The sequence below is a fragment of the Streptomyces sp. NPDC090088 genome (genome assembly GCF_044747345.1).
Taxonomy (GTDB): Bacteria; Actinomycetota; Actinomycetes; order Streptomycetales; family Streptomycetaceae; genus Streptomyces.
Map to the genome: position 1 here is coordinate 184561 of NZ_JBIVDZ010000013.1, position 13003 is coordinate 197563.

Genomic DNA, 13003 nt, shown 5'->3' on the forward strand with positions numbered 1-13003 from the left:
TGATCACTGGGTGACCAACTGTGCGTCTGCTGTGGAGATGTGACGGGATGCGAGAAGGTTCCCTGACACGCATGTGACCCATCTCGCATCAGAAACAGCACGGAGAGGAGCAGAGTCCGGATGGTCTCGGCAAAGGTGAGCAGAAGCGCGGTGCTCGGGGCGGTGGCGCTGTCACTGGTCGCGGTCCCGGCCCAGGCGGCGACCGGTACGACGGGAGCGGAGCCGCGGCCGGCCGCCGCCGCCCTGCCGGCGCCCGACACAGCGGGGCTGGCCGCGGTGCTGGGTTCGGTGGTGTCCAAGGGCGCGCCGGGCGCGATGGCCCGTATCGACGACGGCACGAAGGTCTACAAGACGTCCCGGGGCGTGGCCGACCGGACCACCCGGCGCGCCCTCACGACCAGCGACCGCTTCCGCGTCGGCAGTGTCACCAAGACGTTCTCGGCGGTCGTCCTGCTACAGCTGGTGGACGAGCACAAACTCGTCCTGGACGCGCCGGTCAACCGCTATCTGCCGGGGCTGCTGCCCGACGACCGCATCACCGTGCGGCACGTCCTGAGCCACCGCAGCGGTCTGTACGACTACACCAACGACATGTTCGCCAGCAGCGTCTCCGGCTTCGAGGCGGTGCGGAACAAGGTCTTCACCTACCGCCAGCTGGTGAACCTCTCCCTGAAGAAGCCACGCACCAACGCGCCGGGCGCCGCCTACTCGTACTCCAACACCAACTTCGTGGTGGCCGGCCTGCTGATCGAGAAGCTCACCGGGCACAGCGTGAGGACCGAGTACCAGAACCGCATCCTCAAGCCGCTGAAGCTGCGCGACACCTTCTACGTCCACCCGGACACGAAGATCCCGGGACAGCACGCCAACGGCTACCTCACCGCGGACAAGACGGGCGCCCAGCCCGTCGACGCCACGAACCAGACGGTCTCCTGGGCGCAGAGCGCGGGCGCGATCATCTCGACCGCCCAGGACCTCGACACCTTCTACTCGGCGCTGGTCCGGGGCAAGCTCACCTCGGCCGCCCAGCTCAAGGAGATGCAGCGGTTCACCCGCGTCAACTCCACCACCTCCTACGGCCTGGGCCTGCGCCGCCGCGACCTGTCGTGCGGCGTCTCGGTGTACGGCCACACCGGCGCCGTCCAGGGGTACTACACGTACGCCTTCACCACCAAGGACGGCAAGCGGAGCCTGACCGCCGTCGCCAACGCCTCCAACAACTCGGCCGTGCTCAACGCGCTGGCGGGCACGCTGGAGTCGGCGTTCTGCGGCAAGAAGGCGACGGCCACCCGGAACGCGGCCACACCGGTCGAGCAGGAGGACGTGGCACCGGCCGACCCGAGCCGGCTCTAGCGCCCCGCCGGGGGAACCTCGCGCCCGGGCCGGACGTTCTACCGGCGACTCCCCCCACCGGGCGCGAGGTTCTGCCCCCCGACCGCACAGAGGCGGCGCGATGAGCGAGCTGGTCCCCGGGGGCAATCTGCCCCTCCCGGGCGGCGCGCTGACGCTGCGGGTACCCGGCCCCTTCGACGTGTCCGCCCTGATCACCGGCGAGAGCGGCCAGGTGGGCGGTGACGCCGACTTCGTGTTCTACAACCAGCCGGACGCACCCGGCGTCCGGCTGCGCGGCGACACGCTGACCGTCGAGCCGGGCCGGCTGCGGTCCGGCGCCCAGCGCGTCACCCTCGCCGTCACCGCCGAGGAGCCCGGGACCGCGCTCGGCCGGCTGCCCGCGTCCACCCTGCACGTCACCGACCGGCTCGGCCGCACCCTGGCCCGGTTCGCCCCGCCGCGCCCGCAGAGCGAGACCCTGCTGCTGCTCGCCGAGATATATCGCCGGGGCACCGGCTGGAAGCTGCGCGCGATCGGCCAGGGGTACGCGGACGGGCTGGCGGGCCTGGCCCGGGACTTCGGGGTCGACGTCGTCGAGGACCGGCAACCGGCCCCGGCCGCCCCGGAGTTCCGCACCACCATCCCCGCGCAGCGCACGGCGGCCGCCCCGGCCCGTCCCTCGGCGGCCTCGCTGCCCGACCCGGACGGCCTGCTGGGCCTGGTCAACTCCGCCCGCGCCGAGGCCGGCCGCCCGCCCGTGGCCCCCGACGCCCGGCTGGCCTCCGCCGCCCACGCGCACGCCACCGCGATGGCCGAGTCCGGCCGGCCGGCCACCGAGAGCCGCGACGGCGTCTCCGTGCACCAGCGGATCAGCCACACCGGATTCGCGTACGTCACGGTCGGCGAACACCTCGTCTCCGGCCCCCGCACCCCGGCCGAGTTCGTCGACTACTGCCTGCGCACCGAGGACGCCCGGCGCACCCTGCTCGACCCCGCCTTCACCCACACCGGGCTGGCCCACGTCAGCGACCCGCGCGGCGGCGACACCTACTGGACCGCGCTGTGGGCCAGACCGCTCACCCGGACCGAGCTGACCCGCACCCGCGCCGAGGTCGTCGACCTCACCAACCGGGAACGCGCCCGGGCCGGGCTGCGGCCGCTCGCGGTGGATCCGCAACTGGCGGCCGCCGCGCAGGCGTACAGCACGGACATGGCGACCCGTGACTTCTACGCGCACACCTCCCCCGAGGGCACCCAGCCCTGGGACCGGGCCGCCGCCGCGGGCTCCCGGCGGCGCACCATCGGCGAGAACATCGCCTGCGGCCAGCGCTCGGCGGCCGAGGTGGTGGACGGCTGGATGAACAGCCCGGGCCACCGGGCCAACATCCTCAAACCCGAGTTCACCCACATCGGCATCGGCTTCGCCGGCGGCGGCCGGGCGGGCACCTACTGGACCCAGCTGTTCGGTGCCTGAACCGGTACCGTCCGTGATCTTGGCGGAACGGGTCCGTCCGGGCCACCATGCCCCGCATGAAGGGTGATCTCTTTTCCAGTCAGCACATGGTGGCACCGGCCGTCGAGCCCGGTATGTCGGTCGAGAACGCGAAGTGCCTCAAGTACACCGTGAACGGCGAGATGCACGCCCGCCAGGGCGCGATGATCGCGCACCGCGGCAATCTCAAGTTCGAACGCAAGGGCCAGGGCGTGGGCGGCATGCTCAAGCGCGCGGTCACCGGCGAGGGGCTGCCGCTGATGTCGGTGCAGGGCCAGGGCGAGGCCTGGTTCGCGCACGAGGCGCAGAACTGCTTCATCGTGGAGGTCGAGCCCGGTGACCAGTTCACGGTCAACGGCCGCAACGTCCTGTGCTTCGACGCCTCCCTGTCGTACGAGATCAAGACCGTGAAGGGGTCCGGGATCGCCGGCGGCGGTCTGTTCAACAGCGTGTTCACCGGGCACGGCAAGCTGGGGCTGATCTGCGACGGCAACCCGCTGGTGATACCGGTCTCGCCGCAGACTCCGGTGTACGTCGACACCGACGCGGTGGTGGGCTGGACCGCGCAGTTGCAGACCTCGCTGCACCGCTCCCAGTCCATCGGGTCGATGCTGCGCGGCGGTTCGGGCGAGGCCGTGCAGCTGATGCTCCAGGGCGAGGGATATGTGGTGGTCCGGCCGAGCGAGCTGACCCCGCAGAAGGCACAGCAGCACTGACACCTCGTGCGGTGATCCCCGCCACACGGGCAACCCCGGCGGCCCTGCCGACGTCCTGATGCACAACAGCAAAGCCCTGGTCCCCGCGGCCAGGGCATTATTCGGGCGGACTATACGCAGTGTGTATACATGCGATGTATAGATGCCGTGTATACGCCCTTGTGCAGAGAGGCACGCATGTACGGCAAGGCATTCGCCCCGGAGTACCAGGGCGCGTTGACTTCCCTGTCGGTGAACTCGTCGCTGGTCGACGTGCTGGCGGCGGCCGTCGAGCAACTACGGGCGGCCGAGCGCTCCGGACGGCTCGACGAGGAGGCACGCTGCCGGCTGGCGGTAGCGGAGGCACACCGGCGGCTGGGCCGGGCGGCGGACGCGGACCGGGCCTGGAAGGCGAGCTACCGCACCGCCCGGGCCGCCGGGGAGACGGCGGCGATGGCGTGGGCGCTGTGGAGCGGCGGCACCCTGGCCCGACAGCGTGGGGCGTTCCCGCTGGCCCGGCGGCTGCTGGCACTGGCGGCCGGACTCGGTGAGCGGGGCGGGGACGTCGTCGTACGCGGCTACTCGCTGGCCGGACTCGCCGAGACCGGCCGGATCCAGGGCGACTACGAGGCCGTCGGGCGGCTGCACGAGCAGTTGCTGGCCGAGGCGCGGCGGCGCGGGGAGGCACGGCACACGGTGTGGGCGCTGGAGGGCATCGCCCAGATGCACCGCAACACCGGGTCGTACGACACGGCGTACGCGCTGTTCGAGGAGGCGGCGGAGATAGCCGGGCGGGCGGAGGACCGGCGCGGACACGCCTGGGCACTGCGCGGGCTTGCCGACATCGTGTCGGTCCGCGACGGCGACACCGGGCGGGCGCTGGCGCTGCTGTCCGAGGCCGAGGTGTCGTGCCGGACGATGGACCTGTCCGGCGCGCTGGCCTACAACCACAAGATGCGCGGCAACGTCCTGTACCGGGCGGGGCGTTACCCCGAGGCCCGGGCGATGTACGAGACGGCGCTCGCGGAGTTCCGAGCGATGGGCGAGCCACGTGGCGAGGCGCTGTCCCGGCTGGGGCTGGCCAAGGCGCTGGCCCGGCTGGGCCGGGACCGGACCGAGACGGCGGCCGAACTCGCCGACCTGGCGGGGGTGCTGGAGCGCGCCGGGCTGCGGCACGCCCGAGAGATGGTCACCCGGGCCCAGGCGGAGTTCGGCGTCGCGGCGGAGGCCGTCCGATGACCGCACCCTCACCCGTCAGCACTCCCCCACAGGCCCTCACCCGCTGCCGGGACCTGGTACGGCCCGAGCTGCGGGCCGCGGTGGAACGGCTGCACACACAGGACACGGTCACCCGGGCCCACGCGGAGCTCGGCGTCACGGCGGAGGCCCTCCGATGACCGCACCCGCACCCGTCAGCACTCCCCCACAGGCCCTCACCCGCTGCCGGGACCTGGTGCGGCCCGAGCTGCGGGCCGCGGTGGGAGGGCTGCATCCCTGGGTCGGCGAGATGGCGGCGTACTCCTTCGGCTGGTGCGAGGTCGGCGGGGCGGCCGTGGACGCACCGGGCGGCAAGGGGGTCCGGCAGGCGCTCGCGGTGCTCGGCGCGGAGGCGGTCGGCGCACCGGCGGCGCGCGGGGTTCCGGCGGCGGTGGCGGTGGAGCTGGTGCACGCCTTCTCGCTGCTGCACGACGACATCATGGACGGCGACACCACCCGGCGGCGCCGGCCGGCGGTGTGGCGGGCCTACGGCACCGGGCCGGCGGTGCTGGCGGGCGACGCCCTGTTCGCGCTCGCCGTGCGGACGCTGGCCGACTCGCCCGGCGCCGTGCGGCTGCTGTCGGGCGCGCTGGCGGACCTGGTGCGGGGGCAGGCGGACGACCTGCTGTTCGCGACCCGGCCGTGGACCGGCGTGTCGGCGCGGGAGTACCGGGTGATGGCCGAGCACAAGACGGGCGCGCTGCTCGGGTGTGCCGTCGCGCTGGGAGCCGAGCTCGGCGGGGCGCCGGAGGCCGTGGTGAGCGCGCTGGACCGGGTCGGCCGGCAGCTGGGCGTGGCGTTCCAGCTGGTCGACGACGTCCTGGGGATCTGGGGCGACCCGGCTGTCACCGGCAAGCCCGTGCACGGCGATCTGCGGGAGCGGAAGAAGACGTATCCGGTCCTGGCCGCGCTCGGCACCTCCGCCGGGCCCCGGCTGGCCGGGCTCCTCGACACGCCCGGGCGCGCCGAGGAGGCGGCGGCGCTGATCGAGCAGGCGGGCGGGCGCACGGCCGCGCTCGCCGAGGCGCGCCGGCACACCGAGCGCGCCGAGGCCCTGCTCACCGCACTCCCGCTCGCCTCCCCGGACCTCGCCGACCTGCTGGACTTCCTGGTGCGCCGGGACCTGTGAATCCGGATCAGGGAAGGAGCCACGCGCACCACCACCCGCGCCGGGCCACACCCGCACACCCCGCACGCCGGAACACTCCTCACCGGGCTGCCACTCGCCACCGCGGACCGCCACGGCCTGCTGGACCTCGTGAGCCGCCGAGACCTGTGAATCCGGGTTGACCTGGGACGTCCGGCCGGGTCAGGGTGCGAAAGGCGCGGCCCTCCACCTCCGCGCCGGAAGGGTGAACCACCTTGATCGGCATCTCGGACATCGAAGCCGCCGCACAGCAGATCGCCGGGCATGTCGTCCGCACGCCCACCGTGCCCAGTCCGGGTCTGTCGGAGCTGCTCGGCGCCCCCGTCACCGCCAAGCTCGAACTCCTCCAGCGCACCGGCTCGTTCAAGGCGCGCGGCGCCACGGCGAAGCTGCTCTCGCTGAGCGAGGCCGAGCGGGCGGCGGGTGTGGTGGCCGTCAGCGGCGGCAACCACGGCATCGCCCTCGCGGTGATGGCCGAGGCCCTCCAGGTGAAGGCGACGGTGGTCATGCCCCGTACCGCGCCCGCCCGGTCGATCGCGCTGGTCGAGGCGGCCGGGGCATCGGTGCGGCTGACCGACGGCATGGGCTCGGCGTTCGAGCTGGTCACCGTGTTGCGCGACGAGGGCCTCACCCTCGTCCACCCGTTCGACGACCCGATCGTGATCGCCGGTCAGGGCACGGTGGGCCTGGAGCTCGCCGAGGACGCGGACGACCTCACCGATGTGATCGTCAGCATCGGCGGCGGGGGCCTGATCGCGGGCGTCGCGGCGGCCCTGCGCGCGAAGCGCCCGGACGTGCGGGTGTGGGGCGTGGAGACGGAGGGCGCGCAGGCCATGTCCGAGGCGCTCGCGGCGGGCGGTCCGCTGCCGGTCGTGGTGTCCTCGATCGTGACGACGCTCAGCGCGCCGGCCGTGTCCCGGCTGACCTACGACCACGGGGCGGCCCTCGTGGAGGAGGTCCTGGTGGTCCCGGACCGGGAGGCCGTACGGGGCAGTCTGGAGTTCGCCGAGCACGCCAAGGTGTGGACCGAACCGGCCGCCGGCTGTCTGCTGCCCGCGGCCCGGCAGGTGCGCGAGCGGGTCGGCGACGGGGCGCGGATCGGGCTCGTGGTGTGCGGGGGCAATGTGACACACCGGGAAATCGCCGAGTGGACCGAGCGTTTCGGGCTCGGCTGACCACCGCATCGCAGCCGGGCTTTTACCGTCGGTTACCCGCAGGTCGAAGCCCGGCCATTCATTGTTTTCCCCAAGTTCGCCGCTGGTGCCGCCGTTTGAATAAAAGGCAAGAACCCTCCCGGAGTTGCAGATCCTTTGAACAAACCCGGGCGCGTTCCCCGTACCTCTGGTCAAGACGAGGCAGGGGTTTCAGCGAGGGATGACGATGGTCAAGGCGCATGTCTCCGCACAAGAGTTGGTCGCCGGAAGGTATCGGCTCCTCGAGGTCGCCGACCGCGAGCCGAACCGCATCGGCTGGTATGCGGAGGACATCCAGGCGGAGCGCCCGCGTCTGGTGACCCAGATCGCGCTTCCCGGCGACCTCACCGCCGACGTCGTGCGCCGGGCCACCGCCCGGGTGCTGCGTTCCTCCGAGGTCATGAGCGCGCTGCGGCCGGGCCGGGTGGCGATGGTGATCGACGCCTTCGAGGAGGCGGGCGCGCTGTGGACGGTGACGGAGCTGATCGACGGCACACCGCTCAGCGAAGTCCTCGCCCAGCAGGGCTCGTTCACCTACGTACGGGCCGCCCGGATCGCCCTTGAGGTGCTCGACGTGCTGGAGGCCGCGCACAGCGACGGCTACACCCACGGCGAGCTCAGCCCCGGCCAGATCTTCGTCCGGGACAAGGGTCCGGTCGTGGTCACCGGGTTCGGTCTCGCGGGCGCGACGCTGGCGCCCCGGGTCACCGCGCCGTCGTACGCCTCGCCGGAGCAGGCCCGTGACGAGCGCATCGGGCCGGCCGCCGACCTGTGGGCGCTGGGCGCGATCCTCTACACGATGGTCGAGGGGCGGCCGCCGTTCCGGGACCGGGGCAAGGCCGACGCCACCCTGAAGGGCGTGGACCGGCTGCCGCTGCGCACCCCGTTGCGGGCGGGCCCGCTGACGCAGGTCGTGCAGGGGCTGCTGCGCAAGAACTCCCGGGAGCGGCTCAGCCGGCCGGTGGTCCGCCAGGCGCTGGCACGTGTCCTCGACGAGGATCCCGACGCGGTCGGGCAGCCGGCCCCCGTGCCCCGGCTGCGCGGCGCCTATGTGGCCGCCCGGGCCTCGGGGTGGAGCAGGACCACCATGATCGGCGGGACCGCGCTGGCGGTGGTGACCGTGTCGGTGGCGGTGCTGGCCGCGACCCAGGGGCTGCCGGGCGGCGCCGCTACCTCGGCGGGCTCGGCGCCGAGCGCCACCGCCACGACCGACCAGCCGGGCAACCGCACCGACGGCAACGGCCCCAGCCCCTCCCCCTCGAAGACCTCGGCCTCCCCCAGCGCCACCGCCGACCCGTCCCCCTCGGCCTCCGCCACCGCCGGCGCCCTGCCGGCCGGCTTCCACCGCTACACCGCCCCGGAGGGCTTCTCCGTGGCGCTCCCGACGGGCTGGAAGCGCATCGAGACCTCCCGCGTCGACGACCTGGCCTACCGGGTCACCTTCGGTCCGGGCGGCGACGACCCGCGCACCCTGGCGGTCACCTACAGCACCCAGGCCGGCCCCGACCCGGTCGCCGTCTGGCGGGACGACGTGGAACCGCAATTGCAACAACTGGACGGCTACCAGCGGGTCGGCCAGATCACCGCCACCACCTACCAGGGCTACAAGGCAGCCGACATGGAGTGGCTCTCCGGCACCGGCGCCGACCGCGTCCACACCTTCGGCCGCGGCTTCCTCCTCGGCGGCGGCCGCAGCTTCTCCCTGCGCATCACGACATCCGCCAGCACCTGGGACCTGCCCGCGAACAAGCTGGCGATGAAGACCTTTCTCACGACCTTCCGACCGGCGAAGACCTGACCCGCCCGCCCTCCCCGGACCGACGCCACCAGATGCTCCGGTCGGCGCCACGCGGCGCGCCCGGCCGGTCTTCGGTGGTGTGGCAAAGGCTGGTCAATGGGCGGATATAGGCTGCTGGTCTGTACGCATGCAGTTCGGCAGCCTTCGGGAGTGTTCTCCGTGACCCTAGCGATCGACCCGTCCGAGACGTCCGGTGCGTCTTTGGCTCCCCTGTCCGACCTCGTGGCGCGGGATGCGCGGGAGTTCGGGGCCTATGTGCGCACCGGAGGCTGGACGTTCGGGCTGATGGTGGCGCGCAGTGTGCGACCGGGCGGCCAGGGTGCGGACGAGACGGCGAAGGTGTCGGCGAGGGAGTTCGCGGAGCTGGCGGGCTGCTCCCCGGAGCGGGTGATGCGCTACTACAAGGCGTGGGACAAGGCCGCCGACGACGGTCTCGTTCCGCACTTCGAGGCGCTGGCCCCCGGGCAGGAGGTCGAACTGCCGGACTCCGACGTGTGGCTGGCGTACTACGTCGCCCGCAGCAGCGCGACCTCCGAGCGGGGCACCGCCATCGCCGAGGCCGCGGAGGCGGAGGGCATCCGGCCCACCAAGGCCCTTGAGGTCGCCGAGAACCCCACCGCGCTGCGTGCCGCGATCCTCGCCGACCCCTCCACGGCCAGCGCCGCCCGCACGGCTCTCCTGGACCGCATCAAGGAGGACCCCGAGCTGCAGACGGTGCTGGCCCGGGACGTGGTCCGCACCGCCGACCTGAAGAAGGCCGTGGCCACCGAGAGCCGCTCGGCGGACCGGATCGGTTACGTCCGCCAGATCGCGGAGTCCGGCCAGATCAAGACCCCGGCCGGACAGACCGTCGACGCCCCCGCGGAACTCCGCCAGGAGGCCGAGCGCCATCTCTCGCTCCTGGACGAGCTGGACGAGGACGAGGACACCGGCGAGTGGGCGTCCGAGGCCTACGACACCCTGAAGAACCTGGTGGTGGAGGCGGTCGAGGCCGACCCCGACCTGCGGGTCCAGGAGAAGCGGACGAAGTTCTACAACAGCCTCCAGAAGGCGACCAAGGCGTTCGAGGAGCTGACCTTCGACGACGCCCAGGACTTCTACGAGGACGACATGGTCCAGCAGCTGGAGGAGCTCCAGCAGGCCATCGGTTCCTGCCTGGCCGCGCTGCGTTCGCGGGACTCGTAGGGCAATTCCGCTCAGGATTGAGCGTTTTTCCCGTGAGAGGGGTACTAGAGGGCACCCAGCCGATCGTTCTCGGAGGCCTCTCGGTGAACCCCATCGTGCACAGGACCCTGGTCGTACAGCTCCGCGCGGACGGGACGGACCGCTGCCCGGTCCTCGCCCATCTGTCGTACGACGCCGGTGACCCGTTCGCCGTCACCGCGGTGTTCACCCTGGACGGCCGGGTGCTCGCCCGGTGGCGGCTGGACCGCGAGATGCTGAACGACGGTCTGAGAGAACCGGTCGGGGTCGGGGACGTGCGGCTGCGTCCGGTGCGGCAGGGCCGCTGGCGGGAAGTGCGCATGGACTTCCTCGGCGATCCGCTGCCCGGCGGCACCCGACACCACGCGGTGGTGTTCGCCTGGGCGCCCGCGCTGGCCGCGTTCCTGAGCGACACCTACATGGTCGTGGCGCCCGGGCGCGAGGAGGTCCAGGTGGACGACGTACTCGCGGAGATCCTCGCGACCGGCTGAGTAGCCGTACTCATGTCCGTGGCCTCGGGGCGCGGCCACGATGAGGGCTCCACGACAAGGAGTCCGCCATGACCGCAGTGCACCCCGCCCCGCGCCCCGTTCCGCACCGGGTGCCCCGCCGTGTTCCGCCCGTCCTGCTCGCCGGGGCGGTGGTGGCCGGCATGGCGCTCTCGGCCTGGGGCGCACGGGACCGCACGACCTGGTTCCTGGAGACGGTGTGGGTGCTCGTGGGACTGCCGCTGGTGGTGCTGACCTGGCGGCGCTTCCCGCTGACGGGCCTGCTGGCCGGACTGCTGACCGCGCACGCGCTGGTGCTGGCCGTCGGCGGCCACTACACCTACGCCGAGGTACCGGCGGGCGACTGGGTCCGGGACACCTTCGGCCTCGACCGCAATCCGTACGACCGTCTCGGCCACCTCATGCAGGGGTTCGTGCCGGCGATCCTGGTCCGGGAACTCCTCAGCCGTACCTCGCCGCTGCGCGGCAGCCGCTGGCTGGCCCCGCTCACCGTGTGCGCCTGTCTCGCGTTCAGTGCCTTCTTCGAGCAGCTGGAGTGGCTGGCGGCGGAGATCGCCGGGCACGGCGCGGACGCGTTCCTGGCCACGCAGGGCGATGTCTGGGACACCCAGTGGGACATGTTCTGCGCGCTGATCGGCGCGACGGTGTCGGTCCTGCTGCTCAGCAGGGTGCACGACCGGCAGCTGCGGGCGCTGGAGGCGGCTCAGCGGGTGCTGTGACGGCGCCTGGACCAGAACGGCAGGCCGTACCAGCACACCAGGTACCAGCCGACGACGGCCACCACCACCCAGGTCACCGCGCTCCCGCCGGTGGCCACCCGGAGGATCAGCACCAGGGACGAGGTCATGGTGGCCAACAGCAGGAAGAGGCCGATCTGGGTCAGCCCGGAGGCCAGCCGCACCGCCTGCGGCTTGACCTTCCGGCCGGCGACCAGCCGGTGCAGGGACACCGGGCCGATGAGGGCGCCGGTGGCCGAGGCGCCCAGGACGACTGTGACGACGTAGATCGTCCGGTCCGCGTCGGACAGCTCGGCGTACTTCTGCTGGAACACCACGGTCAGCAGGAAGCCGAAGAGGATCTGCACCCCGGTCTGGGCGACGCGCACCTCCTGGATGAGTTCGCCCCACATCCGGTCGGCGCGCTCCTCCTCCGTCTCGTCACGCCCGGTGCGCCGGTCCTGGTCGGTCATGACATGCGGGTAACCGCGGGCCGGTTCCCCAAACGGCGCGGGCCGGGGGCGGCGCCTGTCCGCTCCCGGCCCGTACCCGGTTCTACCAGCGGTTCTCGACCTGGTCCTTGATCCGGCCGGCGTACAGCTCACGGATCGCGGTGACGGTCTCGGCGGGCAGCTCCGGGAGCTTGGCGGCGGCCGCGTTGGCCCGGGCCTGCTCCTGGTTGCGGGCGCCGGGGATCACCGTGGTCACCCCGGGCTGCTCGATGATCCAGCGCAGGGCGAGCTGGGCCGGCGTGTACCCCTCGGGGGCGAGGGCGGCGAACTCGGCGGCGGCCTCGACGCCCGTCGCGTAGTCCACTCCGGAGAAGGTCTCGCCCTGGTCGAAGGCCTCGCCGTGCCGGTTGTAGGTGCGGTGGTCGTCGGCCGCGAAGACGGTGTCCTTGGTGTACTTGCCGGACAGCAGACCGGAGGCGAGCGGCACCCGCGCGATGATCCCGACGCCAGCCTCGCGGGCCGCCGGAAGCACCTCGTACAGCGGCTTCATGCGGAACGGGTTGAGGATGATCTGCACGCTGGCCACGCCCGGGCGGGCGATCGCGGTGAGCGCCTCCGCGCAGGTCTCCACGCTGACGCCGTAGGCGGCGATGCGCTCCTCCTCGACCATCGTGTCGAGGGCGTCGTACACCTCGCCGGAGGAGTAGACCGGGGTCGGCGGGCAGTGCAGCTGCACCAGGTCGAGGCGGTCCACGCCGAGGTTGCGGCGCGACCGGTCGTTCCACGCGCGGAAGTTGTCCAGGACGTAGTTCTCCGGGATCTGGTCGACCCGGCGGCCCATCTTGGTGGCCACCAGCACGTGCAGGTCCGGCCGGCCGCGCAGGAAGGCGGCGATGGTCTGCTCGCTGCGCCCGTCCCCGTACACGTCGGCGGTGTCGAAGAAGGTCACCCCCGACTCGGCCGCCGCCTCCAGCACGGCGAGCGCGTCCTTCTCGTCCACCTCGCCCCAGTCGGCGCCGAGCTGCCATGTGCCCAGGCCGACGACCGATGCCCGCTGTCCCGACCTGCCGATTACGCGTTCGTCCATGGCGCCAGTCTGTCATCCGCCACCGACAACGCTGTCACGGGCCCGAGCGACCGCGCCCACCTGTGAATCGTTCACTCACACGGGTGATTGCATTCGACAGAAATCAGGAGTGCGTCAACCCG

At 72.5% G+C, this 13003-nt stretch carries 13 protein-coding genes; 11 read left to right on the forward strand and 2 right to left on the reverse strand.

Translation table 11 applies throughout. The features are described from left to right. Positions 1 to 120 precede the first annotated feature (120 nt). From ACIPSJ_RS47215 to ACIPSJ_RS47265, 11 genes are all read left to right on the forward strand, one after another. Positions 121 to 1353 carry a serine hydrolase domain-containing protein gene (locus tag ACIPSJ_RS47215; RefSeq protein ID WP_359213189.1) on the forward strand — a complete coding sequence of 411 codons (1233 nt, stop codon included), beginning with the start codon at positions 121 to 123 and terminating at the stop codon, positions 1351 to 1353. A gap of 100 nt (positions 1354 to 1453) precedes the next feature. Next, a complete protein-coding gene (locus tag ACIPSJ_RS47220; RefSeq protein WP_401355757.1) occupies positions 1454 to 2806 on the forward strand; it encodes a CAP domain-containing protein in 1353 nt (450 codons plus the stop codon). Positions 2807 to 2862: 56 nt separating this feature from the next. Then, positions 2863 to 3540, forward strand: coding sequence for an AIM24 family protein (locus ACIPSJ_RS47225; protein WP_359213195.1), 678 nt, complete (start codon positions 2863 to 2865; stop codon positions 3538 to 3540). A 177-nt stretch (positions 3541 to 3717) separates the two neighbouring features. Continuing rightward, positions 3718 to 4758, forward strand: a complete 1041-nt coding sequence (locus tag ACIPSJ_RS47230; RefSeq protein ID WP_401355759.1) for a tetratricopeptide repeat protein — start codon at positions 3718 to 3720, stop codon at positions 4756 to 4758. After that, positions 4755 to 4916, forward strand: a complete 162-nt coding sequence (locus tag ACIPSJ_RS47235) for a hypothetical protein (protein ID WP_401355762.1) — start codon at positions 4755 to 4757, stop codon at positions 4914 to 4916. Before ACIPSJ_RS47230 ends, ACIPSJ_RS47235 begins: the two co-directional genes overlap by 4 nt. After that, positions 4913 to 5905 carry a polyprenyl synthetase family protein gene (locus ACIPSJ_RS47240; RefSeq protein ID WP_401355764.1) on the forward strand — a complete coding sequence of 331 codons (993 nt, stop codon included), beginning with the start codon at positions 4913 to 4915 and terminating at the stop codon, positions 5903 to 5905. The genes ACIPSJ_RS47235 and ACIPSJ_RS47240 overlap by 4 nt, the downstream gene beginning before the upstream one ends. A gap of 233 nt (positions 5906 to 6138) precedes the next feature. Beyond that, entirely contained in the window at positions 6139 to 7098 is a 960-nt protein-coding gene (locus ACIPSJ_RS47245; RefSeq protein ID WP_401355766.1) for a threonine/serine dehydratase, read from the forward strand. Positions 7099 to 7297: 199 nt separating this feature from the next. Next, the gene (locus ACIPSJ_RS47250) at positions 7298 to 8914 is read left to right on the forward strand and encodes a serine/threonine protein kinase (protein ID WP_401355769.1); all 1617 of its coding nucleotides are present in this window, start codon (positions 7298 to 7300) and stop codon (positions 8912 to 8914) included. A 159-nt stretch (positions 8915 to 9073) separates the two neighbouring features. After that, complete coding sequence (locus ACIPSJ_RS47255; protein WP_401355771.1) at positions 9074 to 10099, forward strand: hypothetical protein; 1026 nt, start codon at positions 9074 to 9076, stop codon at positions 10097 to 10099. A gap of 83 nt (positions 10100 to 10182) precedes the next feature. Continuing rightward, the gene (locus ACIPSJ_RS47260; protein WP_359213216.1) at positions 10183 to 10608 is read left to right on the forward strand and encodes an SsgA family sporulation/cell division regulator; all 426 of its coding nucleotides are present in this window, start codon (positions 10183 to 10185) and stop codon (positions 10606 to 10608) included. A 68-nt stretch (positions 10609 to 10676) separates the two neighbouring features. Continuing rightward, positions 10677 to 11345: a DUF2238 domain-containing protein gene (locus tag ACIPSJ_RS47265; protein ID WP_401355774.1), complete on the forward strand. Its 669-nt coding sequence runs from the start codon at positions 10677 to 10679 to the stop codon at positions 11343 to 11345. Here ACIPSJ_RS47265 and ACIPSJ_RS47270 read toward each other — a convergent pair. Together ACIPSJ_RS47270 and ACIPSJ_RS47275 are read right to left on the reverse strand one after the other, a co-directional pair. After that, positions 11330 to 11815, reverse strand: coding sequence for a DUF6328 family protein (locus ACIPSJ_RS47270; protein ID WP_401355776.1), 486 nt, complete (start codon positions 11813 to 11815; stop codon positions 11330 to 11332). The genes ACIPSJ_RS47265 and ACIPSJ_RS47270 overlap by 16 nt on opposite strands. A gap of 82 nt (positions 11816 to 11897) precedes the next feature. Next, positions 11898 to 12881 (reverse strand): aldo/keto reductase, encoded by a 984-nt coding sequence (locus tag ACIPSJ_RS47275; protein ID WP_401355779.1) that lies wholly within the window; start codon positions 12879 to 12881, stop codon positions 11898 to 11900. Positions 12882 to 13003: the final 122 nt, after the last annotated feature.